Here is a 24,315-nt window from a genome sequence, read left to right on the forward strand (position 1 = left end):
AATGCCTCAGCGAATCGAGGAGCCCAGTGCCGGACAACGCCGAACCCGTCGATCCCATCGAAGAACTGATCCAGGCCCACCGCGCCACGGGTGACATCGAGCCTCTCCTCCGCGCGTGCGAAGAGGTCCGCGCGATGATCAGCGTGACTCCGCCGTCCGTTCTCCGCAACGTCCTGCACAACCAACTCAGCCGTGCGCTGCGGGATCTGGCGGCGGCAACCGCCGGCACGGCCCTGCTCGAGGAGGCCATCGCGGCGGCGCGAAAAGCCGTCGGCGGCGAGCCGCCCGACGATCCGTGGCGCTACGTCTACCTGAACAACCTCGCACAAGCTCTCGGCGACCGGTTCGACCGGACGTCGAACCTCGAGCACCTCGACGAAAGCGAACGGGCTTACCGAAAGGCACTGGAGGAAGTACCCGAAGCGGACACCCACGGACTCGCCACCATCCGAAGTGGGCTCGCGACGATCCTCACGCACCGGTACGACCACACCGGCGACCCCGGCGACATCGCCACAGCCATCGACCTCTGCCGTCCGACTGCTGCGATGGGGGAACCTCGCAGTTCGCACGAACTCGCCTCGCTGCTCGGCGCCTGGTTCGACCTCGAAGCCGACCCGTCCGTGCTCAGTGAGGCGATCGCAGCCGCCGAGCACGCCACGCGGGCCACGGACGAACCGGGTCTGAAGGTCATGGCGCTCACCACCCTCGGTGAACTCCGCACCAAGGCAGCGATCGCGCTCGACCAGCCGGGTGCGCTCGACCGTGCCGTTGCAGAGCTCACCGAGGCCGTCCGGCTCACCCCGAGCGGCAGCGTCCACCACCTCGGCCGGCTGACCGCCCTCACCAACACGCGTCACGAACAGTTCCGACGCACTGGCGACCGGGCACTGCTGGAGGACGTGACCGCACGATTCACCGAGATCCTCGACCGCACACCCGCCGGCGACGTCAACCTCCCCGGGCGAGAAACCAATCTCGCGCTCGCCCTGCTCGACCAGTTCCGGTACTTCGGGATCACCTCCGCGCTGGACTCGGCGTCGGGACACCTCCACCGAGCCCGCAGCCTGATACCACCGCACGACCCGTTCCGGCCGATGCTGCTGTCCATCCTGGGGTCGGTCTACCTCGACACGGCCAACGGGCTCGCCGGGAAAGACGAACGCGAGTGCGTGGACGAAGCGATCGCGACCCTACGCCAAGCGCTTTCGGTTGCGACGGCGCGGTTCTCGACGCGAGGTTTGCTGGTCAACACCCTGGCCGTCGCCCTCCGGCGGCACCCCGACCAGGTGGTCCGGGCCGAAGCCGAGCCGTGCTGTCGCGCCTGGCTGGCCACGGCGAGGCCGACCGATCCCGGCTACGACCTGGTGCGTTCGACGCTCGCAGCCGCGCTGCTCGACCGGCTCAGGACCGCGCCTGACCGTCCGGCGCTCGAGGAAGCCGAGCACCTGGCCCGCGCGCTCGCGATAGGGCCGGCCAGCGACCACCGGGTACCCGTCACAAACCAGCTCACCTTGGCACATCTGCTGAAGATCCGCGCCGAACAGTTCGGCACACCGGCCGCCCGCGCCGAAGCGGTGTCAGTCCTGCACGCAGTGGTGAACGCGCCCATGCCCCCGGACGAACGCGTCCGCGCCTACGCCACGCTCGGCGAGCTCCTCGCCGGCCACGACTGGTCCGGCTCCTGCCATGTCTACGCAACGGCGGTCGAGCTCCTCGCCCGAATGGTGCCGCGTACGTGGCGGCACGCCGACCGCGAGCACGGACTCAGCCGCTTCTTCGCGCTCGCCTCGGATGCCGCTGCCGCCGCGCTGTCCGCCGATGACCCGCACCTCGCCGTCGAACTCCTCGAGCGGGGCCGCGGGATCCTGCTCGGCGAGGCCCACGCCGACCCGGCCGCCCTCGAACGGTTGACCGCACGGCACCCTGGACTAGCGCAACGACTCAGAGAGGTCGATGCCCGGATCTCGGCACTCCGGGCGAGTTCAGAGTCGCCGGTCACACACGCCGAGCTCCTGCTGCGTCGCAGGCTGGAGGCCGAAGAGTCGGCGGTTCTCGCCGAAATCCGGGCCCAGCCGGGGTTCGAGCGGTTCCACCAGGGCCCTTCGTGCGCTGAGCTCCTTGCGCGGATGCCGGGCCCGGTCGTCATCGTGAACGCGTGCAAACACCGTGCCGACGCGCTCCTGCTGGCCGACGGCGTGCTCACGATCGTGCCCCTGCCCCGGCTGCGCCACGAGCATCTCGTCGACCAGACCGCTCGGTTCCTTCAGCACCGGGACCGGTTCGTCCTGGGTCCCGGACTCGCCGCGGTCGACGAAGCCACGGTGGACCTCCGGGTCCGCTCGCTGCACAACATCCTCGGCTGGCTCTGGGAGAGCGTGGCGGCGCCGGTGCTGGGCGCCCTCGGGCCACGGCGGCGCGTGTGGTGGTGCCCGACCGGACTGGTGACGCTGCTTCCGATCCACGCAGCGGGCAGGTATCGGAGAACCACCGATGACGAACTGCCGGAAGCAGTACTGGACTACGTGGTGCCGTCGTACGTGCCGACGCTGCGCTCGCTGCTGGCGCCCGAGGCACCTCCGGGAAACCAGCGGGTGCTGGCGGTGGGGGTCGGCGAAACACCGGGACAGGTACCGCTGGGGGCCGCGACCGGTGAGGCCCGGGCTGCGGCCGCTGCCCTCCAGGACAGCACCCTGCTTCTCGACGCCGAGGCGACGCGCCCCCGGCTGCTGGCCGAGCTGCCGCGGCACACCTGGTTCCACTTCGCCGGGCACGGTTGGCAGGACACCTACAGCTTCGAGAGCGCGTGCCTGGTCAGCCACGACCACGCCAGCACCGGTGGCCTTACCTTCGCCGACCTTCGTGCCGCTCGGCCCGCCCGGGCTCACTTGGCGTACCTCAGCGCCTGCCAATCGGCATCGGGACGGCTGGTGTTGCCCGACGAAGCGGTGCACCTCGCCGGAGCGATGCTGGCCGCGGGTTTCGATCGGGTCGTGGCCGCGAACTGGAAGGTGCGCGACAGCGTCGCGAAGAGGGTCGCGGAGCTCTTCTACCGATTCATCGTGGACCCGGTACCCACGGCCGGCCGGGCCGCGGAAGCGCTGCACGCGGCGGTGCAGCTCACGCGAAAGGAGCTCGCCAGGGACTTGGACGGCGCCGACCGCGATCTCGCGGTGCTCCTGTGGGGTGCCTTCGCGCACTTCGGCCGCTAGATGGGCAATCGCGGCAATGCCACTCGACGACGAGAAGAAGAAATGTGGCCGGCGTGGCAGGTTCGTGCGGGACGACAGGGTGAACGCGATCGCGAATCCCTTGACGGGGTCTCACGATCGTCGGCTGGGGCGGTTCTGCCAGGAGATGCACGAAGGCGACCTGATCGTGATGCCGTTGAAGAGCGTGCGGCAGTTCGCGGTCGTCGAGGTCACCGGCCCGTAACTGCACCGGTCGAGCTGGTGCCGGACGTCCAGCGCGCCCGGCCAGCTCGCTGGATCCGGACACAGCAGGGTGAACCGCCACGACGCCGCCGACCGGATCGGCCGGGTCGCCGCGGGGATCCCGGGCCGGCTGGCGACATTCCTCGGCGAACGTCGATCCCGACGCGACCCGGGCCGACCTCTAGGAAGCCGTCGCCAGTGGCGGCCTGGCCAAGCTCACCGTCCGTGAGCTCCTGGCGAAATGGGGCTACCGGCGCCGGACTGTCACCGTGCAGTCGGATCTGGCCGACCGCTGCGTGTCCACCAGGCCGCCGTTCACGATGGCACGGATGGACACCGTGGTCGAGCTGGTGCAGTCGCGGGAGAACCGGGCAGCGCCGCCGACGCCCGAACCGGAGAGCGCCGGCTGGGACGCCTTCTACGACCTGCCTGCCAGATGGTTGGTCCGGGCCCTGCTTCCGGAAGAGCACGGCATCGAGACGGTCACGACCGGTAAACCGCTCGCGGCCGCGGTCGCGATCATGCTCGCCAAGAACTACTCCCAGCTGCCGGTCGTCGACGAGGCGGGAAACTACGCCTTCGCGGTCAGCTGACCTCGTGCGTCAGTTCGGCACGCTCGCTACGTCCGGATCTCCGAGGCCCCGGCCACCTTCGCCCCCTCGGCTGGCCGTTCGACGAGACATTCCTCAGACTGCTCGAGGAAGCGCGCCGCATCCGCAACGAGTTCATGCACTTCTCCGGCGAGGAGGTCCCGGAGCAGGACCTCCTCGCCATCGAAGGTTTCTGCGCAACGATGAAGGCTGTCGAGCAGTTCGCGCTGAGGCCAGGGCGGGTGGAGGCGTCAGACCTTCGGTGCCGAACCGTCCGGCGTCTTCACCCGCTCCAGCAGCAGTTGCGCCACGTCGCGGACGTCGACGTTCTCCGCCTTCTGCTCGCTCTGGCGCTGGACCAGGCCGTCCGTCAGCATCACGCGGCAGAACGGGCAGCCGGTCACGATGGTCTCCGCGTCGGTCGCGATCGCTTCGTCCACGCGCTCCAGGTTGATGCGCTTGCCGATCTGCTCCTCCATCCACATGCGCGCGCCGCCCGCGCCGCAGCAGAGGGCGCGGTCCGCGTGGCGCGGCATTTCCGTGAGCTGGGCGCCGGCCGCGCCGACCAGGTCGCGGGGCGGGGTGTAGACCTTGTTGTGGCGGCCCAGGTAGCACGGGTCGTGGTAGGTGACGCGCGGGCCGTCCTCGACGCCCTTCACCGGCGTCAGCTGACCGCCGCGGACGAGGCGGTTGAGCAGCTGCGTGTGGTGCACGACCTCGTAGTGGCCGTACAGCTGCGGGTACTCGCGGCTGAGCGTGTTGAGGCAGTGCGGGCACGTGGTGACGATCTTGCGCAGCCGCGGCTCGCGGCCCTCGAACACGGCGTTGAGCGTCTCGGCCGTCTGCTGGGCCATCATCTGGAACAGGAACTCGTTGCCCGCGCGGCGGGCCGGGTCACCGGTGCAGGACTCCTCGTTCCCGAGCACGACGTAGTTCACGCCGGCGATGTTCAGCAGCTCGGCCGTGGCGCGGACGGTCTTGCGCGCCTGGTCGTCGAACGCGCCCGCGCAGCCGACCCAGAAGACGTACTCGACGTCTTCGCCCAGCTCCCCGTCGAACACCGGGACGTCGAAGCCGAGGTCCTTCGTCCACGCGAGCCGCTCGGAGTTGTTCTGGCCCCAGGGGTTGCCCTTGGTTTCCAGGTTCTTGAACAGCCCGCCCAGCTCGGTCGGGAACGCCGATTCGATCATCACCTGGTAGCGGCGCATGTCGACGATGTGGTCGACGTGCTCGATGTCCACCGGGCACTGCTCGACGCACGCGCCGCACGTGGTGCACGACCAGAGCACGTCGGGGTCGATGACGCCGCCGTCGGCCTCCGGGCCGACCAGCGGGCGCGCCTCCTCGTGCTCGGTGCCGGCGAGGATGTAGGGCGCCTCCTCGAAGAGGTTGTCGCGCAGGTTCATGATGAGCAGCTTGGGCGACAACGGCTTCCCGGTGTTCCACGCCGGGCACTGCGACTGGCAGCGGCCGCACTCGGTGCACGTGGCGAAGTCGAGCATGCCCTTCCACGTGAAGTCGCCGATCTTGCCGCGGCCGAACGTGTCGTCTTCGCCCGGGTCTTCGAAGTCGATCGCGACGCCGCCGGACTCCATCGGCAGCAGCGGGCCGAGCGCGTCCGGCAGCCGCTTCGCCGAGACGTTGATCGGCGCGACGAAGATGTGCAGGTGCTTGGAGTAGAGCACGATCGACAGGAAGACGAGCATCACGCCGATGTGCAGCAGCAGGCCGACGGTCTCCAGCACCTCCGTCGTCGAATGCCCGAGCGGTTCCAGCAGGTTCCCGACGCCGAGGGAGACGTAGGCGCCGTTGTCGTACGGGAAGTTGCCGGACGCCGAGGAGGCACCGCGGAAGAAGAACATCGTCCACACGACGTTGAAGATCATGACGAGGATCAGCCAGGCGCCGCCGGTGTGCGAGCCGTAGAAGCGCGACGCGCGGTCCTTGCGGGCGGGGGCGTTGCGGATCCGGATGATCGTGAACACGCCGAGCGAGACGGCCACCGCGACCGCGATGAAGTCCTGGAGGAAGCCGAGCACCGCCCAGTGCCCGATCCACGGGATCGCGAACTTCTCGTCGAACAGGGCGCCGTAAGCCTCGAGGTAGACCGAGGCCAGGATGACGAAGCCCCAGAAGGTGAAGAAGTGCGCGGCGCCGGGCACCGACCACTTCAGCAGCTTGCGCTGGCCGAACACCTCGCGCACCTGCGCGAGGAGGCGGGCGCCCAGCTCGTTCGACCGCTTGGCGTCGGGCTGGCCCGCCTTGATCAGCTGGTACAGGAAGGCCACGCGCTTCCCGGCGACGGCGAGGCCGACGACGGTCATGAGCAGGCCGAGGATGAGACGAACGAGCACGAGTCCTCCGCGTCGTGATGGAAGGACCGGCTCAGTGCGAGCCGGTGTAGTACCGGCACGCTTTGCACGCGTACCGCATCTTCGCGACCCGCCAGTGTTTCCGGTACAGATCGAGGTCGGCCGACCGGCGGACGCCGAGGCGCTGATAGCGCCCCGGCCGCCGCCGTCCGGTTTCGTACTGCTCGGTCGCGCGGCCGAGGTGGGCGCGCCGCAGCACGCACCCCCGCGTCCCGCAGCGGCCGAGCGCGCCGCGGCAGAAACGGTGCAACAGCACGAGGTCGCCGGTCACTTCTTCGACGACGCCGTAGCCGGGGTGGTCGCCCGGCCCGGTGAGCCGCACCGGCAGCCCGCAGTACGCGCAGGTGAGCGTGCACGAGAGGCAGCCGGTGAGGTGCCGGATCCGCAGTTCGCGCCGGTCTTCGGAGCCGGGTCCACGGACGCGCGACGCCATAGAGCCTCCCGGAACGACTGTGATCGGCACCACTGTCTGCTACTGGAGGGTAATGAGGAGATCACTTCGTGCGACAGGACCATTCGGCCCAGTTGTGCTGCGCTGTACGGCGTAAAGGATGACCTTACTGTCCGTAGAACGGACGCTTCACACCGCGGATCGTACGTTCGGCCCTGCTGCGGCGTACGTGTCCCGCGCCACAATCCGGGCATGAGCTTCCACCCGGTCCCCTACCGCCCCGCCCGGCTGCCCGACGACGAAGCCCTTGCCAGGGCCGCCGCGCTGCGGCAGCGGATGGAGGCCCGGCGTTCGGTCCGGATGTTCTCCGCCGACCCGGTACCCGAGCGAGCGGTGCTGGACGCGATCGCGGTCGCGTCCACCGCGCCGAGCGGGGCGCACCAGCAGCCGTGGACGTTCGTCCTCGTCACCGATCCCGAGGTGCGCCGCCGGCTGCGCGAAGCCGCCGAAGAGGAGGAGCGCATCTCCTACGGCGGCCGGCTCGGCGAGGCGTGGCTCGACGCGCTGCGCCCGCTCGGCACGGACGCGGTGAAGCCGCACCTGACCGACGCGCCGTACCTGATCGTCGTGTTCCAGCAACGGTTCGCCCTCGACGAGGACGGCGGCGTCCGCAAGCACTACTACGTCGACGAGTCGGTGGGCATCGCGGTCGGCATGCTGCTGACGGCGTTGCAGGTGGCCGGGCTGGCGGCGCTGACCCACACACCGTCGCCGATGCGCTTCCTGGGCGAGCTGCTCGGCCGCCCCCGCAACGAAAAGGCGTTCGCGGTGATCCCGGTCGGCTACCCGGCCGACGACTGCGTGGTGCCGGACCTGCGGCGAAAGTCCCTCGACGAAGTGCTCGTGCGGATCTAGAGCGTGGGGAGCTCGGTGAACGCCGGGCCCGAAAAGCGGTCCGCGCCGCGCTCTCGCCACCAGTCCGCCTGCTCCGCGTTCTCCACGCCCGCGACGCCGACCTGGGCGCCCGCCCGGTGCGCCGCTTCGATCAGCGCCGTCAGCGAAGGCTCGACCAGCGGGTGCGTGCGGCGGGCCACCAACGCCGGTGCCAGGCGGACCGTGCGGGCCGGGAACTCCGTCAGGCAGGTGACGTCGCCGACGCCGTGCAGTTCCGCCAGGACGCCGATTTCGGCCAGCACCTTGAGGTTGTCGGCCGCGTCGCCGGATTCGGCGAGCAGTGCCGCGGCCGGGAAGCCGGGGCGGATGGCGGCCGGTGCCAGTCCGGTCGACTCCAGGACGCCGCGGACCTCGCCGACCAGTTCCGGGTCGGCCGCCTGCTGCGGTGTGAGTTCGACGGTCAGCGGCAGTTCGCTCCCGGACCCGAGCAGCCGCTCGGCCGCCGTGCGCAGGAGCCACGTGCCCAGCGGCAGGGCCAGCCCGGTCTCCGTCGCCAGCCGCACGCACGTTTCGTGGGCCAGCTGCCCTTCGGACGGGTGGTTCCACTGCAGCCGCGCCTCGACGCCCTGCACGGCACCGCCGGCCGCGGACACCAGTGGCCGGTAGCAGACCTCGACGTCGCCGTTCTCCCACGCGCCCGCCATCCCCGCGGCCAGGCCGAAGTCGTGCCGGTCGCGGCGGTCCAGCTCCCGGTCGAACAGGCCCCACTGGCTGCCCGCGCGCTGCACGCGGCGCAGCGTCAGGTCCGACGCGCGCAGCAGCTCCACCGGCGTGATGTCGCGCGGCGGCCGGTGGACGACGCCGATCGCGGCCGACACCGCCACCCCGCGCTGCCCGTCGACGTACTCCGGCTCCGCGAGTTCGTGGGTGACGCGGCGGACCAGCGTCAGCACGCCCGGCGTCCCCGCCGCGTTCTGCACCAGCACGCCGAATTCGTCGCCGCCGAGCCGGGCGACGAGCGCCTTCTCCTCGTCGAAGATCGTCTTGAGCTTCGCCGCGACCCCGCGCAGCACGCGGTCGCCGAGCTCCTGGCCGAGCCCGCCGTTGATCTGGGAGAAGCCGTCGAGGTCGAGGTGGAACAGCGTGACCCCGCGGGACTGGTCGGCGTCGCGGAGCAGGGTTTCCAGGCGGGTGCTGAAGAACTGGCGGTTCGGCAGCCCGGTCAGGACGTCGTGCAGGGCCTGGTGGGACAGCCGCCGCTGCAGCAGCGAGACCTCGGTGTCGTCGTCGACGATGGTGATCAGCTGCCGGGGCGCGCCGACGGCGTCGCGGATCACCGACGCCGCGAACGTGGCCCACATCGGCTCGCCGTCCTTGCCGACCAGCCGCCGCCCGGTGCGCAGCCGGTGCAGCTTGCCCGCCACCAGTTCGCGGTAGCCGTCCCGCAGCTGCTCGACGTCTTCGGGGTGCACCAGGTCGAACAGGCTCAGCGCGCCGATCTCGGCCGGCGTGCGGTTGAGCGTCTTGGCCAGCGCCGCGTTGGCCCGCAGCACGCGGCCGTCCAGTTCGGTGAGGGCGACGCCGCTGGCCGAGCCGGCGAACACCTCCTCGAACTGCGCGCGCGTGATGACCTGCTTCTGCCGCGTCTCCTGCTCCACCTTCAGCAGCGCGCGGCTCAGGCCTTCCTGGCGCTTCTGGATGTCCTCGCGCAGCATCTCGCCGTAGCCCGAGCTGAGCGCGCCGAGCACCAGCACGACCCGCTCGGCGAGCCCTTCGACGTGGTGCAGTTCCGGCTCGCGCAGCAGCGCCTTGCCGAGCACTTCGAGGCTGCGGCGCAGGCTGTCGGTGCCGACGCACCGCAGCTCGACGAGCTTGCCGCCCGCGGTCGCGGCCGCGTCGAGGTCCGGCGGATCGCTGACGACGGCGTCGAAGACCGTCGCGACCAGGACACCCAGTTCGCGCTCGATCTCCTCCGGCGTGTGCGGCAGGTACGCCGTGGTGCTGATCAGATAGCCCCATTTGCGCGCGAGAGTGCCGAGCCGCCGCGCCGCTCGTTCGGCGGACGGCTTCTTCCGCGGGTGTTCGCCACGGGGTCGGGGAGCAGTCACGTCAGCCTGTCCTGGGTTCCACGCACGCACTCCGGTCGGTCAGCCGATTTATCTTGGCCCGAAATGGCGTCCGGCGCACGAAACAGCATTCATCCAATCGAGTGATAACCCTGCGGAGCGATCCCCAGGTCGCCCTGCAGCCACGATCGGGTGGCATCCCGATAATCCGCCGCGTTTTCGTGCAACGCAACGGAATGACCCGCGCCCGGGAGGACGTACATCGACAGCTTCGACGGGTCGGCGTAATACGGCGCCTCCTGCGCCCGCACCACATCCGTATGGGTGCAGTCACGCACCGCGAGCAGGCCGCAGAAAAGGACGTCCTTTTCCCCCACCACCTGCAAAACCGGTACGGAAATTCCCTTCGTCGCCGGCAGCACGATCCCGAACACCGCGACGGTGCCCATCCCGGGCACCGAAACCTGGTCCTTGGTGGCTTCGTCCGCCGCGATGACGGCCGGGTCGGCGTCCCCGGCCGCGTAGAACAGCCCGGCTCGCGCGCCCGGCCTCGTCGTGAAGTACAACGGATCGCTGCCGAGCTTGCCGAGCTGACCGTCGAGCAGGGCCGGCTGCAGGCCGAGTGCCGCGCCGAGCGCGAGCACCGGCAGGGCCGGCAGGTGCGTGATGCCGGTGAGGACGACGCCGTCGACGTCGTGGTAGGTCGACGCCTCCACGGCGACGACGCCGGACCCCACCGAGTGGCCGACGATGACCACCTTCGCGAACGGCGTCCCGCCCACGCGCCCGGCGCGCAGGTGCCCGACGACATCGTGCATCGACTCGGCCGCGGCCCACACCGAAAGCGGCAGGCTCAGCGGGTGGCTGCTGCGCCCGGCGCCGAGCTGGTCCGCGGCGAACGTCGCGTAGCCGTGGGCGGCCATGTCCCGCTGGTAGGAGTACCGCTGCGGTTCGTAGGGCAGGTCCCAGTACGCGCTGTTGTACGTCCCGCCGTGCACGAGCAGCTGGACGGTGTCCGGCGCCTCGCCGGCGGGCAGGCACAGCCGGCCGTGCAGGGTCGCGGGCGCGCCCGGCACCAGCGGCGGCAGGCCCGGGCCGGAGACCGGCAGATCCGTGTCGGTGCAGGAGATCGCGGCGGCCTCCGCCGGCACCGCGGCGGTCAGCGAGGCGAGCAGGACCCCGCAGGCGAACAACGCGGACGTCAGCTTGCTGATCCGACCAAAAGCAGGCCGCCCCGCGGGCGGCACGTGACCGTTGCTACGCAAGTCATTCGGCCGTGACTGTGGTCGGATTTGAAACAAACGGCACCGAAATCGGCAGTCTCACGCCGTACTCCTCCGGGTGGGGCGGGCTGTTCGGACCCGAGAACACTACACCCGGTAGTGGAACGGGTACCGTCAGGTCCGCGGCACCAGCGTCATCGGCAGGCGGTTCGGCTGCATCGTCGCCTTGAGCTGCGCGTACACCTTCTTGCCCGGCACCGGCACCAGGCGCCAGCGCGCCCCGATCGTCGCGGCGACGATGCCGATCTCCGTCGGCGCGAACACGTGCCCAGGGCACAGCCGGGCCCCCGCACCGAACGGGATGTACGCGCCCTTCGGCAGTTCCGCGGTGTGCCCCGGCGTCCAGCGGTCCGGGTCGAACCGGTCCGGGTCCGGGAACCACCGCGGGTCCCGGTGCAGCGTGTGCTGGCTGACCGCGACCTCGGTGCCCGCCGGGATCCGGACGCCGCCGAGCTCGACGTCTTCGCGGGCGCGGCGCATGAGGATCAGCGGCGGGGTGCGGCGGACGATCTCGTTGACGATCTGGTGCGTGTAGACCAGGTCCGGGAGGTCTTCGAAGCGGGCGGCGCGGCCGCCGAGGACTTCGTCGACTTCGGCGTGGAAGCGGCGCTCGACGTCCGGGTGCTGCCCGAGCTCGTGGAAGAACCAGGCCAGCGCGACGGCGGTGGTTTCCGCGCCGGTGGTGAGGATCGTGATGACCTCGTCGTGCACCTGGCGGTCGGACATGCCCTCGCCGGTGTCCTCGTCGCGGGCCAGCAGCAGCATCGAGAGCAGGTCGCCGTGGTCCGCGCCCTGTTCCCGCGCGGCGACGACGGTTTCGCCGATGACGTCCCGCAGGCGGGCGGCCGCGGCGTCGAACCTGCGGTTCGGCGGGATGGGCAGGCGCTCCACGAACTTCGGCGAGAACGCCCGGATCAGCACGTACTTGAGCATCACCGGGATCGAGCGCTGGATTTCCGACAGCGCGTCGTCGCCGAGCGCGGTCGAGAACAGCGTCTGCCCGGCGATGGTCAGCACGAGGTCCTGCATGCGCTGGTCGAACTCGACGACTTCGCCGGGCTGCCAGGAGCTCGTGAGCTCGTCGGCCAGCTTGGTCATCGTGTTCTCGGCGTAGCCCGCGATCCGGGCGCGGCCGAACGCGGGCATGACGAGGCGGCGCTGGCGGCGGTTCAGCTCCCCGTTGGAGGTGGCCAGCCCGTCGCCGAAGAGCGGGCGCATCTTGTCGAAGACCAAGCCCTTGTCGAACTTGTCGGCGTCGGTGGCGAGCACCTGCCAGGCCAGCTCGGGCGTGGTGACCACGTGGACCGGCAGCGGGCCCAGGTGGAGTTTGACGACTTCTCCGTGCGCAGGCAGGGAAGTGAAGAGTTTCAGCGGGTCGCGCAGCAGGGGCACGGTGTGCCCGAGCACGGGCCAGCGGCCGGGCACGTTCGTCATGGCCTCGTCTCCTCGTGACCGCGTCACCTTAGCGGGAGACGCGGGCCGGGAGCACGGCCGAGGGGCTAGACTCCGGCGCTCGGAGAGTCCGCGAGGGTGGGAGGTCCCGTGACCGGGGAACTGAGCTGGGTACCGCCGGAGATCGACACCTCGGTGCCGAACCCGGCCCGGGTGTACGACTTCTGGCTCGACGGCGACCACAACTTCGCCGCGGACCGCGCCCTCGGCGAGCAGATCCTCCGGATCATGCCGGGCGTCCGCGACGCGGCCCGCCTCAACCGGGCGTTCCTCCGCCGCGCGGCGCGCTACCTGGTCGGCCAGGGCGTACGCCAGTTCCTCGACATCGGCTCCGGCATCCCGACGGTGGGCAACCTGCACGAGATCGTCCAGCAGGCCGACCCGTCGTGCCGCGTGGTGTACGTCGACCGGGAGGCCGTCGCGGTCGCCCACAGCGAGTTGCTGCTGCAGGACAACGACAACTGCCTGGTCCTCCAGGCGGATCTGCGCGACGTCAACGACATCTTCGACGGCGCGGGCAAGCTGCTGGACCTCGACGAGCCGGTCGGCCTGTTCATGTTGCTGCTGCTGCACTTCGTCCCCGACTCGTGGGACCCGGTGAGCATCCTGGCCCGCTACCGCGACCGGCTCGCCCCGGGCAGCTTCCTGGCCGTCACGCACGTCGCGGCGGACTCGGAGTCCCAGCGCCTCGACGAAGCGGTCGAGGTGTACAAGAGCAACCAGGACCAGCAGAACCAGCCGGTCCCCCGCACCCACGACGAGGTCCTCGCCTTCTTCGACGGCTTCGAGGTGGTGGACCCGGGCGTGGTCGGCTGCGCGATGTGGAAGCCGGAGGGTGCCGGCGACATGTCCGACGACCCGGCGATCAACGCCCTGCCGTACGCCGGGGTGGGCCGGAAACCCTGATCACCGCAGGGAGAACGTCGCCAGGTTCACCGGGCCGTCGAACGTGAGGTAGACGTCGTGGCGGCCGGTCACCCCGGCCAGTGCCGCCGTCACCGTCGTGTAGGCGTACCGGTCCCCCGTGGACGGCACCGGTGCCGTGCCGAGGATCCGGCCGGTCGGCGAATCGAGGCGGACCGTGACGCGGGAAGACTCCACTGTGGACACCGATGCCGAGAACCGCGCCGGGGCGTTCAAGGCGGCGTCGCGGTACACCACCCAGCTCCCCGCCACGGCCGCCACCGAAGTGCCGGCCGTCTTGGCCGTGTCCGTCAGCGTGGTCCCCGAGTAGTCGTCGAAGTTCTCCGCTGGGGTCGGCCGGCTCAGGTCACGGGGCCGCGGCTGCTCCCCCGGCACGAACACCCGCTGCGCCGGGGAAAGGTCGACGGCGTTGCGGCCCACCGAGAACTCGCGCACCCCGGCCGCCACCACGGACCGTCCGCGAGAGGCGTCCCAGGCCGCCAGGTCCGCCACCGGGACCTCGAACCGGACCGTGCGGGTCTGGTGCGGGGAAAGCGTCACGCGCTCGAAGTCCCGTAGCCGCTGCGCGCCGGAATCCTTCGAGTACAGCTGGACGACGTCCGTCCCCGCGCGCGCACCGGTGTTCGTCACGTCCACGCTCACGTGGACCGAGGAGCCGGCGAGTGAAGCACGCGCCGGGCCGTACCGGAAACTCGTGTAGCTCAGCCCGTACCCGAACGGGTACAACGGCTTCCCGCGGTAGTACTGGTACGTCATCCCGGTCTTCGCGATGTCGTAGTCGAGGATGCTCGGCAGCCCGGCATCCGAGGCGTACCACGTCTGCGTCAGCCGCCCGCTCGGGTCGACGTCGCCGAAGAGCACGTCGGCCACCGCGTGGCCGGTTTCCTGGCCGGCGTGGCTCGTCCACACGATGCCCGGCACGGACAGCGTGTCCCAGCCGGTCGTCGGGTAGCTGTTCTCCACCACGACCACGGTGTGCGGGTTGACCTTCGCGACCGCCTCGATCAGCGCGCGCTGGGCCGGGGCGAGTTCGGTGCTCGTCCGGTCGTTCGCTTCGCGGCCGTTGATGAACGGCATGCTGCCCACCACGACGACGGCCGTGTCCGCGCCGCGGGCCGCCTCGACCGCCGACGAGATGCCGCTGCGCAGCACGTCGCGGCCGAACTTCGTGGCGTGCGCGGCGTCCGGGGCGGCGATCGTCAGGATCCCGTCGGCGCCGACGACGGCGAACCGGTTCGGGCCGAACCACGGCTCGGTCACCTCGTTGCCCGCGTATTCCAGCACGTAGCTGCCGTCGGGCTGCGGGTCGAGCTTCAGCTGCTGCGGCACGAACCAGCCCGACGGCTGGGCGGCGTCGTTCACCAGCGCGCCACCCGAGTAGCTCAGGAACTTGCCGTTCGCGGCGGCACGCAGGGTGTTCTTGCCCGCGCCCCAGTCGTAGACGTCGAAGGACTCCGCGGTGCCCGCGACCGTCCCGCCCGCGGTCACCTTGCCCGCCGTCGCGGGCGCCGTCAGGTACCGGCCCGTGGCGAGGTCCTTCAGCGCGATCCGGTCGACGCCTTCGGACGAGGCGACCGGGGCGCCGGGCCGCTCGGCGATGCCCTGCTTCGGCGTCACGCGGTACGGCATCGCGCCGCTGTACCAGTCTTCGTACAGCGTGTCCGACAGCGGGCCGACGACCGCGACCTGGCCGGCGTCGCTCAGCGGCAGCGCGGTGCCGGTGTTGCGCAGCAGGACGACCTGTTCGCCGGCGGCCTTGCGCGCGAGCGCCTGGTGTGACGGCGAGTTGATCACCGCGGGGGTGATCTTCGCGTACGGGTTGCGGCCCGGCGGGTCGAACTCGCCGAGGCGGAACCGCAGCGAAAGCAGGTGGCGGTCGGCCTTCTCGACGTCGGCCATGGTCAGCAGCCCGCGGTCCAGCGCTTCGTCGACCGCGGCGACGGTGATCGAGCCGTTGGTGTCGTTGTCGGTGAAGCTGTCGAGACCCGCCTTGAGCGCAGCCGCGGCCGCTTCGGCCTTGGTGGGGTAGTACTTCTCGGAGTTGACCAGGTTGGACGGTGCGCCGGCGTCGCTGACGACGGCGATGTCCTGGGGCGCCCACTTCCGCAGTACGCCGCCGAGGTCCGGGCTGACCGTGTTCGGGCGCCCGTTGACCAGGTTGTACGACGGCATGACGGCGTTGGCCGCCCCGGCGGCCAGGGGGATCTTGAACGCCTGCTCGTCGTAGTCGTGCCGGATCTTCGGCGGCACCGAAGAATTGCTGGTGTCGCGGCTGACCTCGTTGTTGTAGGCCAGGTAGTGCTTCAACGTCGGGGCGGCCTGCAGGTAGCGCGGGTCGTCACCCTGGATGCCGCGGCCGTACGCGGTCGCGAGCTCGCCGGTCAGGTGCGGGTCTTCGGAGTAGCCCTCTTCGTTGCGACCCCAGCGCGGGTCGCGCAGCAGGTTGACCACCGGCGCCCACAGGTTGAGGCCCCACAGCGTCGGGTTGCGCGCGTTGAAGCCGCGCGCCTCCTGCCCGACCGCCGAGCCGACCTGCTCGACCAGCGCCGGGTCCCACGTCGAAGCGAGGCCGATCGCCTGCGGGAACACGGTCCCGTCCGCTTTGACGACCGCGCCGTTGTCGTCGTAGTCCGTCGACCACGCCACGCCGTGCAGGGCTTCGGTGCCGGTCTTGAACACGCCGATGCCGAGCCGCGGGATCGCGGGCTGGTACTGGTGCAGCAGCGAGATCTTCTCGTCCGCGGTCAGCCGGGACAGCAGGTCGCCGATCCGCGCGGCCACCGGCAGCGCCGGGTCGCGGAACGGGAGCGGGGGTGCCGCGAGCGCCGGCGACGGGGCCAGCAGGAGGGTCGCGGTCACCACCGGGACGAGGGCGCGGCGGAACGGGGACGGGCGCACGGACGGCCTCCGGTTTCGTCGAATCGATTCGACGGCGCGGCGCGGAACATTCGCGTCGAGGGTGGGGATGCGGACGACTATTACAGCCGGGCCAACGGGAGGTCAAGAGTTGCTGGGTGCGCTCCCAGCGTCGCCTTGTGACCGGGCGGAACTGCGCTCTGAGCTGGGGGAAGAACCGTCATCAGCGGCGTTCGACAATTTCGACGAACACCGCCGCCGTCGAATGGGAATCGAATTGCCGGGAATCGCGAATCACGCTTGTGTTTCCGCCGGGTGTCACTTACCTTCATGCCATCGTCGATGCGCTTCGACAATGATCTCCCGCCCCGTCCCCAGGAGGCCGCCCGTGGTCACGATCAACGACGTCGCCTCCGCGGCCGGGGTGGCCCCCAGCACGGTGTCGTACGTGATCAGCGGCAAGCGCTCGATCTCGCCGAAGACCCGGCGGCTGGTCGAGGACAGCATCCGCAAGCTCGGCTACCACCCGCACGCCGGGGCGCGGGCGCTCGCCAGCAGCAAGACGAACGTACTCGCGCTGGTCGTCCCGCTGCGCACCGACCTCAACGTCGCCGTGGTGATGGAGTTCGTCGCCTCGGCGGTCACCGCGGCCCGCGCGCACGACCACGACCTGCTGCTGCTCACCAAGGACGAGGGTCCCGCCGCGCTGCAGCGGGTGGCGTCCTCGGCGATCGCCGACGCGCTGATGGTGATGGACGTCGAAGCCGCCGACCCGCGGGTGCCGATGCTGCTCGCGCTCGACCTGCCGGTGGTGCTCATCGGCGTGCCCGACCACCCGGCCGGGCTGAGCTGCGTCGACCTCGACTTCACCGCCGCCGCCTCGGCGTGCGTCGCGCACCTGGCCGACCTCGGGCACCGCTCGATCGGGCTGATCGGCCCCTCCCCCGCCGTCTACCGGCGCGGGACCAGCTACGCGACCCGGTTCCTGCGCGGGTTCGACGACGCGGCGAAGACGCGTGACGTGCGGGCGGCGAACCGGCCGTGCGCCCACTCCTACGAAGCGGTGAGCGCCTGCCTGGACGACCTGCTCACCGCCGACCCGGACCTGACCGGCCTGGTCGTGCACAACGAAGCCGTCCTGCCCGGCCTGCTGGCGGACCTGCGCCACCGCGGCCTGCGCGTGCCCGAGGACATCTCGGTCATCGCCGTCTGCCCGGACAGCATGGCCGAGCAGCACGCCGTCGCGCTGACCAACGTCGCCATCCCGGCCGAGGAGGTCGGCACCCAGGCGGTCGAGATGACCATGCGCCGGCTCGCCGGCCACGCCACCCCGGAGGTCCGGCTGCTCGGGCCTCGCCTCACCCGGCGCGAAAGCACCGCCGCGCCCCGCGTCTGACCGGTTCTGCTCCACCGAAGGAGAATCGCCATGTCGTCAGTCCGTCGCGCCCTCATGCTGACCGCCGGTGCCCTGCTCCTGGCCGCGTGCAGCCCGAGCGCCCCGGCCGGCAGTCCGGCCGGGGCCCAGCCCGCCGGCTCGATCACCGAACTCGACTACTACGCCGACGAGCAGGGATCGGCGGCGTGGCAGAAGATCCTCGACACGTGCGCGGCCCAGACCGGGGTCAAGATCGAACGGCAGAAGGTGCCGACCAGCCAGATGCTGCCGAAGGTCCTGCAGGGCGCGAGCTCGAAGACGCTGCCGGACCTGCTGTTCACCGACAACCCGACGCTGCAGCAGGTCGCCGCGACCGGCGCGCTGACGCCGCTGAGCGACTACGGCATCACGACCGACGGCTACTACGAGAGCATCGTCAAGGCCGGGACCTACCAGGGCAAGGTGTACGGCGTGGCCCCCGGCGTCAACGGGCTGGCGCTGATCTACAACAAGGACCTGCTCGCCGCCGCGGGCGTCCAGCCGCCGAAGACCTGGGACGAGCTCAAGGCCGCCGCGGCCAAGCTGACCAAGGACGGCAAGTACGGGCTCGCCTTCTCCGCCATCCCGTCCGAAGAGGGCACCTGGCAGTTCCTGCCGTTCTTCTGGAGCAACGGCGCCGAACTGTCCCAAGTGGACTCGGAGCCGGCGGTGAAAGCGCTTCAGTACGTCACCGACCTGGTGAACTCCGGGTCGGCGTCGAAGTCCGTGGTGACGTGGAACCAGAACGACGTCGCCGACCAGTTCGTCGCGGGCAACGCGGCGATGATGGTCAACGGGTCGTGGAACCTCGCCCGGCTCGATGAACAGCAGGCGCTGCACTACGGCGTCGTGCCGATCCCGGTGCCGGAGGCGGGCGCCAAGCCGGTGGTCGCCCTCGGCGGCGAGGTCGGCGCCGTCCCGGTCACGAGCGGGCCCACCCAGCAGGCCGCGGGCAAGGTGCTCTCCTGCGTCCTCTCGGAGCCGACCATGCTCGAGTGGAGCAAGGCGCACGCGTACATCCCGTCGAAGACGGCCACCGCGGCCAAGTTCGGCGCGGAGCAGCCCGCCATGCAGGCGTTCGTCGACGAGGTCGGCACCGCCCGCTCCCGCACCGCCGAACTCGGCGAGAAGTACCCGAAGGTCTCGCAGGCACTGGCCGACGCCCTCCAGGTGGCCCTCACCGGCAAGCTGCCCGCCGACCAGGCCCTCAAGGCCGCGCAACAGGCGAGCGGGTCGTGACCCTGGTCGCCCCGGCGGTCACGGCGTCCCCGCGCGCCGGCCGGAAACCCCGGCGGGAGAACCGGTTCGCCGCGTGGCTGTTCCTGCTCCCCGCGCTCGCCTACGTCGTCGTGTTCTTCGGCTACCCGCTGGCCGCGAACGTCGTGATGAGCACGCAGGACTACACGGTGAAGTCCTTCTACACCGGCGAAGCGCCGTTCGTCGGCCTCGCCAACTACGCGGCCGTGTTCGGCAACCCGCTGTTCTCGACGGCGGTGCTGAACACGGTCCTGTTCACCGCCGGGTCGCTGGTCTTCCAGTTCGGCATCGGCCTGGCGCTCGCGGTGTTCTTCAGCGGCCGTTTCCTCGGCAGCGCGCTGCTGCGGTCGCTGCTCTTGCTGCCGTGGCTGCTGCCCCTGGTGGTCAGCGGCGCGATCTGGCGGTGGATGTTCGACCAGGACCACGGCGTGCTCAACGCGGCGCTGCGGCTCGTGGGTTTCGACGCGGTGCCGTGGCTGAGCAGCACGGGCTGGGCGCTGCCGGCGGTGATCCTCACCAACATCTGGATCGGCATCCCGTTCAACCTGGTCATCCTGCACGGCGGCCTGCGCGCGATCCCCGCGTCGCTCTACGAAGCCGCGGCGCTGGACGGCGCGGGCGCGTGGCAGCGGTTCCGGCACCTGACCTGGCCGCTGCTGCGGCCGGTCACCGGGATCGTGCTCATGCTCGGGCTGGTCTACACGATCAAGGTGTTCGACGTGATCATGGTCGTCACCGGCGGCGGGCCGGCCAACGCGACCCAGACGCTCACGACGTGGTCCTACCGGCTGAGCTTCGGGGACTTCGCGTTCGGCCAGGGCGCCGCGGTCGGCAACGTCCTCATCCTGGTGGCGACGCTGTTCGGGCTGCTCTACCTGCGCTCGGCGAAGGCGACGCTGGCCGAGGCGGCGGCGTGAAAGCCCGGACGGTGGCCGGCGTCCTGATCGTCGCGGTGCTGCTGTTCCCGCTGTACTGGATGGTCAACGCGTCCCTGCAGCCCAGCGGCGCGCTGCTGCGCCCGGACCCGGCGTTCTTCCCGGCCGGGGGCACCCTGGACGGCTACCGGAAGGCCCTCGCGTCGCAGGGGCCGAACCTCCTCTCCAGCGTGGTCGTCGCGCTCGGCACGGTGCTCGTGTCGCTGGTGGTCGCGGCACCCGCGTCGTACGCGCTGGCCCAGCTCAAGGTCCGCGGCGGGCCGGCGCTGGTGTTCGTGCTGCTCATCGTGCAGCTGATCCCCGGTATCGTGATGGCCAACGCGCTCTACACCGTGTTCGGCAACCTGGGGCTGATCGACAGCTACCTCGGGCTGGTGCTCGCGGACTCGACCGCGACCATCCCGTTCGCCGTGCTCCTGTTGCGGGCCTTCATGATCTCGGTTCCGCGAGAACTCACCGATGCGTCCAGAGTGGACGGAGCCGGGTACTGGCGGACCTTCCGGTCGATCATCCTGCCCGTCAGCCGCAACGCCCTCGTCACCGCCGGGCTGTTCTCGTTCCTGTTCGCCTGGGCCGATTTCCTCTTCGCCGTCACCCTCACCACCGGCCGGTCGTTCGAGCCCATCACCGTGGGGATCTACCGGTTCGTCGGCAACCAGTCCGCCGACTGGAACGGGATCATGGCCACCGCCGTGCTCGCCGCGATCCCCGCGGCGGTCCTGCTCGTCGTCGCCCAGCGGTACGTCGTCGCCGGGCTGACCAGCGGCGCCGTCAAAGACTAAGGAGTGCGCTTGATCGCCACGACCGAAGACGGCCGCTCGCTGGAAGTCCGCGTGCGGCACGAGGTGCTGCGCGTCGAGCCGTGGGGCGACGGGAGCCTGCGCGTGCGCGCCGGGCGCCACCGGATCCTCGACGACGTGCCGGGCGCGCTGCTGCCCGCGAAGCCGTCCGCCGCGACGGCCTCGGCCGACGGCCGCTCCGGCCGGGTGGTCAACGGCGCGCTCACCGCGCTCGTGGCGATCGCCGACACCGACACCGGGATCGACGCGCAGCTGCGGTTCGTCCGCACGGACACCGGCGAGGAGCTGCTTTCCGAGCAGCGCGCGCACTTCTGGTGGCCCGGCGCGCGGCTGTTCATGCCGTCCCGCAACGGGTACGGCCGGCTCGAACAGCGGTTCACCGCCTACGACGACGAGCGCGTCTACGGTCTCGGCCAGCACACGCACGGGCGGCTCGACCAGAAGGGCCTCGTGCTCGATCTGGTGCAGCGCAACGCCGAGGTGTCGGTGCCGTTCCTGCTGTCCAGCCGCGGCTACGGGTTCCTGTGGAACAGCCCGGCCGTCGGGCGGGTCGAGCTGGCCGCCAACGGCACCCGCTGGGTCGCCGACGACGCCCGCCAGCTCGACTACTGGATCACCACCGGTGACGGCCCGCGCCAGATCCTGAGCCACTACGCCGACGCGACCGGGCACGCGCCGATGCTGCCCGGGTGGGCGGCCGGGTTCTGGCAGTCGAAACTCCGCTACGGCACCCAGGAGGAACTCCTGGGCGTGGCACGCGAGTACCACGCGCGGGGGCTGCCGCTGTCGGTGATCGTCGCGGACTTCTTCCATTGGACGCACCTCGGCGACTGGCGGTTCGACCCGGCCGAGTGGCCGGACCCGGCCGGGATGATCCGCGAGCTGGACGAACTCGGCGTCAAGCTGATGGTGTCGGTGTGGCCGTCGGTGAGCCCGCTGTCGGAGAACTACCGGGAGCTGCACGAACAAGGCCTGCTGGTCGCCGCCGAGAGCGGGGTGCCGGCGCACGCGCCCTGGAAGGACAAGGGGTTCGACGCCGAGCTGCCGGTCGCCTTCTACGACGCGACCAACCCGGCGGCGCGGCGGTTCGTCTGGGCGAAGGTCAAGGAGAACTACTACGACCTCGGCGTGCGCGCGTGGTGGCTGGACGGCGACGAGCCGGAGATCCAGCCCGGCCACCCGCACAACCTCGGCTTCCACGCCGGTCCGGGCGCGGAGGTCTTCAACCTCTACCCGCAGGCGAACGCGCAGGCGTTCCACGACGGCATCCGTGCCGAGGGCGACGACGAGGTGGTGCTGCTGTCCCGCTCGGCGTGGGCGGGCAGCCAGCGGTTCGGGGCCGCGCTCTGGTCGGGCGACGTCGCGGCGACTTGGGCGTCGCTGCGGGCGCAAGTGCGGGCGGGGCTGAACGTGGCGCTGGCCGGGATCCCCTGGTGGACCACGGACATCGGCGGCTTCCACGGCGGCGACCCGGCGTCGCCGGAGTACCGGGAGCTGATGGTGCGCTGGTTCCAGTACGGCGTGTGCTGCCCGCTGTTCCGCCTGCACGGCTTCCGCGACCCGCGCCCGCCGTTCGGTCCGGCGATGACCGGCGGGCCCAACGAGGTCTGGTCCTACGGCGACGCGGCTTACGCGGCGATCACGGCGTCCCTGCGGCTGCGGGAACGGCTGCGGCCGTACCTGATGGCCCAGATGCGGGTGGCGCACGAGCAGGGCATCCCGCCGATGCGGCCGCTGTTCGTCGACTTCCCCGCCGACCCGGCGTGCTGGACGGCCGAGGACTCCTTCCTGCTGGGCCCGGACCTGCTGGTCGCGCCGGTGCTCGAGCCCGGGGCCACCGCGCGGGAGGTGTACCTGCCCGACGGTGCCGGGTGGACGGACGCCGTGACCGGAAACCGTTACGCAGGCGGGATTTCCGTCGATGCACCCGCTCCCCCGGACCGGATCCCGCTGTTCCTGCGCGACGACGCCCAGCTGCCGATCCTCGGGTGATTCAGGGCCGCACGGCGTCCGCGACGAGGTCCAGCAGCCGCCCGATCCGCTCCGGCTCGTGCCCGGTCGAGAGGAAGGCGCCCAGCAGCAGGAAGGTCACGTCCTCGGGGTCGGCGCCGGCGCGCAGGGTGCCCGCCTCGGCGCCGGCTTCGAGGATCGCGCCGATCGCCGCCGCGATGCGCCGCCGGGTCTCGGCCGTGACGATGCGCCCGGTCCCCAGGCTGACGCGGAGGGTGTCGGCCATGCTCAGCTTGGTGGCGAAGAAGGCGGCGTAGCGGTCCATCCACGCGCGCAGCGCCACCGCGGGCGGGTGCTGCTCGAGCAGGGCCGGAGCGCTGGCGGTGACGTCGTCGAGCTCGGCCGCGTAGACGGCTTCGACGAGCGCCTCGCGGGTCGGGAAGTGCCGGTAGAGCGTCCCGATGCCGACGCCGGCCTCGCGGGCGATGGTCTCGAGCGCGACGGCGCCGTCGGTGGCGAACGCGGCGCGCGCGACCTCGACGAGCTTGTCGCGGTTGCGGCGCGCGTCGGCGCGCACCGGGCGCCCGGTTTCGGACGAAGGCAAAGCGGAGGTCCCTCCGTTTGTGCTACGGTCGGTTTAGCGGAGGCTCCTCCGCTTCACCATCATCGCACGAAAGCGGGACAACCATGACTTCCAGTCAGCTCGCCGGCCGCACCGTCTCCCGCGTCGGGTTCGGCGCGATGCAGCTCGAACGCCTCCACGAGGACCGCGCCGCGGCCGTCGCCCTGCTGCGCCGGGCCCTGGACCTGGGCGTCGACCACATCGACACGGCCGAGTTCTACGGCGACGGCTTCGTCAACGACGTCATCCGCGAAGCCGCCGGCGACGACGTCCTGGTGGCCACCAAGGTCGGCGCCACCCCCGACTCCGGCGGCCCGATCCCGCTCCGCCTCGCGCAGCGGCCCGAGGAGCTGCGGGCGAGCGTCGAGGACAACCTCCGCAGCCTCGGCACCGACCGGCTCGCACTGGTCAACCTGCGCCGCGCGGAACTCCGCCCGGGCCTGCTGGCCGAGGGCGACCAGCTGGTCGACGTCGACGACCAGCTGGCGGTGCTGACGGAGCTGCGCGACGAAGGCAAGATCGGCGCGATCGGGCTCAGCAGCGTCGGCCTCGACACGTTCCGCCGTGCCCTGCCGGCCGGCATCGCGTGCGTGCAGAACGCCTACAGCCTGGTCACCCGCGACGACGAGGAGATGCTGGCGCTGTGCCTCGCGCAGGACATCGCGTGGGTCCCGTTCTTCCCGCTGGGCGGGGCGTTCCCGGGCGTGCCGAAGGTGACGGACGAGCCCGCGGTCCAGGCCGCGGCGTCCGCCTTGGGGGTGACGCCGGCGCAGGTCGGGCTGGCGTGGCTGCTGCACCACGCGCCGAACGTCCACCTGATCCCGGGCACGGCGAGCGCGGCGCACCTGGAGGCGAACATCGCGGCGGGTTCGGTGGCCCTGGACGCGAAGACGCTGGCGGCGCTGGACGCGGTGCCGTCCCGCTCGATGGACGTCTCCCTCGCCTGACGACCGCCCCCGCCCGGGTGCCGGCAAAGGGGTGGGCGCGGCCGCCCGGGGGTCGCCGAGGTCGCGAATGACTCATTCGGGACCTCGGTGGTCCCCAATGAGTCATTCGCGACGCTCGGCTCAGGTCC

Annotated in this window: 18 protein-coding genes; 11 read left to right on the forward strand and 7 right to left on the reverse strand. The window is 71.1% G+C overall.

Annotated elements, in window-relative coordinates; all coding sequences use genetic code 11:
• Nucleotides 1-26: 26 nt before the first annotated feature.
• The 3 genes from SD460_RS27155 to SD460_RS27165 all read left to right on the forward strand — a co-directional run bounded on the left by SD460_RS27155 (nucleotide 27) and on the right by SD460_RS27165 (nucleotide 4,027).
• Nucleotides 27-3,212: a CHAT domain-containing protein gene (locus SD460_RS27155; RefSeq protein WP_290054926.1), complete on the forward strand. Its 3,186-nt coding sequence runs from the start codon at nucleotides 27-29 to the stop codon at nucleotides 3,210-3,212.
• Nucleotides 3,213-3,228: 16 nt separating this feature from the next.
• Nucleotides 3,229-3,435, forward strand: a complete 207-nt coding sequence (locus SD460_RS27160; protein ID WP_318306910.1) for a hypothetical protein — start codon at nucleotides 3,229-3,231, stop codon at nucleotides 3,433-3,435.
• Between the two features lie 328 nt (nucleotides 3,436-3,763).
• On the forward strand, nucleotides 3,764-4,027 hold the full coding sequence (locus SD460_RS27165) for a CBS domain-containing protein (protein WP_290054932.1): 264 nt from the start codon (nucleotides 3,764-3,766) through the stop codon (nucleotides 4,025-4,027).
• Nucleotides 4,028-4,275: 248 nt separating this feature from the next.
• Here SD460_RS27165 and SD460_RS27170 read toward each other — a convergent pair whose 3' ends face one another.
• Together SD460_RS27170 and SD460_RS27175 are read right to left on the reverse strand one after the other, a co-directional pair.
• Entirely contained in the window at nucleotides 4,276-6,378 is a 2,103-nt protein-coding gene (locus SD460_RS27170) for a (Fe-S)-binding protein (protein WP_290054935.1), read from the reverse strand.
• 31 nt (nucleotides 6,379-6,409) lie between these two features.
• Nucleotides 6,410-6,829, reverse strand: coding sequence for a hypothetical protein (locus tag SD460_RS27175; RefSeq protein WP_290054939.1), 420 nt, complete (start codon nucleotides 6,827-6,829; stop codon nucleotides 6,410-6,412).
• A 210-nt stretch (nucleotides 6,830-7,039) separates the two neighbouring features.
• Between SD460_RS27175 and SD460_RS27180 the strand changes: the two genes are divergently transcribed.
• Entirely contained in the window at nucleotides 7,040-7,702 is a 663-nt protein-coding gene (locus SD460_RS27180) for a nitroreductase family protein (protein WP_290054942.1), read from the forward strand.
• On the opposite strand, the gene SD460_RS27185 is transcribed toward SD460_RS27180, so the two are convergent.
• From SD460_RS27185 to SD460_RS27195, 3 genes are all read right to left on the reverse strand, one after another.
• The gene (locus SD460_RS27185) at nucleotides 7,699-9,789 is read right to left on the reverse strand and encodes a putative bifunctional diguanylate cyclase/phosphodiesterase (RefSeq protein WP_318306911.1); all 2,091 of its coding nucleotides are present in this window, start codon (nucleotides 9,787-9,789) and stop codon (nucleotides 7,699-7,701) included. The two genes, SD460_RS27180 and SD460_RS27185, sit on opposite strands and share 4 nt — an antisense overlap.
• Before the next feature lie 89 nt (nucleotides 9,790-9,878).
• Complete coding sequence (locus SD460_RS27190; RefSeq protein ID WP_318306912.1) at nucleotides 9,879-10,994, reverse strand: alpha/beta hydrolase; 1,116 nt, start codon at nucleotides 10,992-10,994, stop codon at nucleotides 9,879-9,881.
• Between the two features lie 150 nt (nucleotides 10,995-11,144).
• Nucleotides 11,145-12,464, reverse strand: coding sequence for a cytochrome P450 (locus tag SD460_RS27195; RefSeq protein WP_290054951.1), 1,320 nt, complete (start codon nucleotides 12,462-12,464; stop codon nucleotides 11,145-11,147).
• Nucleotides 12,465-12,572: 108 nt separating this feature from the next.
• On the opposite strand from SD460_RS27195, the gene SD460_RS27200 reads away from it, so the two are divergent.
• Nucleotides 12,573-13,388 carry an SAM-dependent methyltransferase gene (locus SD460_RS27200; protein WP_290054954.1) on the forward strand — a complete coding sequence of 272 codons (816 nt, stop codon included), beginning with the start codon at nucleotides 12,573-12,575 and terminating at the stop codon, nucleotides 13,386-13,388.
• Here SD460_RS27200 and SD460_RS27205 read toward each other — a convergent pair whose 3' ends face one another.
• A complete protein-coding gene (locus tag SD460_RS27205) occupies nucleotides 13,389-16,304 on the reverse strand; it encodes a glycoside hydrolase family 3 protein (RefSeq protein ID WP_290054956.1) in 2,916 nt (971 codons plus the stop codon). It lies immediately after the preceding gene.
• Nucleotides 16,305-16,650: 346 nt separating this feature from the next.
• On the opposite strand from SD460_RS27205, the gene SD460_RS27210 reads away from it, so the two are divergent.
• The 5 genes from SD460_RS27210 to SD460_RS27230 are packed head-to-tail and all read left to right on the forward strand — an operon-like array spanning nucleotide 16,651 to nucleotide 22,660.
• Nucleotides 16,651-17,658: a LacI family DNA-binding transcriptional regulator gene (locus tag SD460_RS27210; protein ID WP_318306913.1), complete on the forward strand. Its 1,008-nt coding sequence runs from the start codon at nucleotides 16,651-16,653 to the stop codon at nucleotides 17,656-17,658.
• A gap of 30 nt (nucleotides 17,659-17,688) precedes the next feature.
• On the forward strand, nucleotides 17,689-18,915 hold the full coding sequence (locus SD460_RS27215; protein ID WP_290054964.1) for a sugar ABC transporter substrate-binding protein: 1,227 nt from the start codon (nucleotides 17,689-17,691) through the stop codon (nucleotides 18,913-18,915).
• Nucleotides 18,912-19,850, forward strand: a complete 939-nt coding sequence (locus SD460_RS27220; RefSeq protein ID WP_438860592.1) for a carbohydrate ABC transporter permease — start codon at nucleotides 18,912-18,914, stop codon at nucleotides 19,848-19,850. The genes SD460_RS27215 and SD460_RS27220 overlap by 4 nt, the downstream gene beginning before the upstream one ends.
• Nucleotides 19,847-20,650 (forward strand): carbohydrate ABC transporter permease, encoded by an 804-nt coding sequence (locus SD460_RS27225; RefSeq protein ID WP_290054967.1) that lies wholly within the window; start codon nucleotides 19,847-19,849, stop codon nucleotides 20,648-20,650. Before SD460_RS27220 ends, SD460_RS27225 begins: the two co-directional genes overlap by 4 nt.
• A 9-nt stretch (nucleotides 20,651-20,659) precedes the next feature.
• Entirely contained in the window at nucleotides 20,660-22,660 is a 2,001-nt protein-coding gene (locus SD460_RS27230; protein WP_290054970.1) for a glycoside hydrolase family 31 protein, read from the forward strand.
• A gap of 1 nt (nucleotide 22,661) precedes the next feature.
• On the opposite strand, the gene SD460_RS27235 is transcribed toward SD460_RS27230, so the two are convergent.
• Nucleotides 22,662-23,222, reverse strand: a complete 561-nt coding sequence (locus tag SD460_RS27235) for a TetR/AcrR family transcriptional regulator (protein ID WP_290054973.1) — start codon at nucleotides 23,220-23,222, stop codon at nucleotides 22,662-22,664.
• A gap of 83 nt (nucleotides 23,223-23,305) precedes the next feature.
• On the opposite strand from SD460_RS27235, the gene SD460_RS27240 reads away from it, so the two are divergent.
• Nucleotides 23,306-24,187, forward strand: a complete 882-nt coding sequence (locus SD460_RS27240; protein ID WP_290054976.1) for an aldo/keto reductase — start codon at nucleotides 23,306-23,308, stop codon at nucleotides 24,185-24,187.
• Nucleotides 24,188-24,315: the final 128 nt, after the last annotated feature.

This window comes from Amycolatopsis solani (assembly GCF_033441515.1).
In the GTDB taxonomy this organism is placed as follows: Bacteria; Actinomycetota; Actinomycetes; order Mycobacteriales; family Pseudonocardiaceae; genus Amycolatopsis; species Amycolatopsis solani.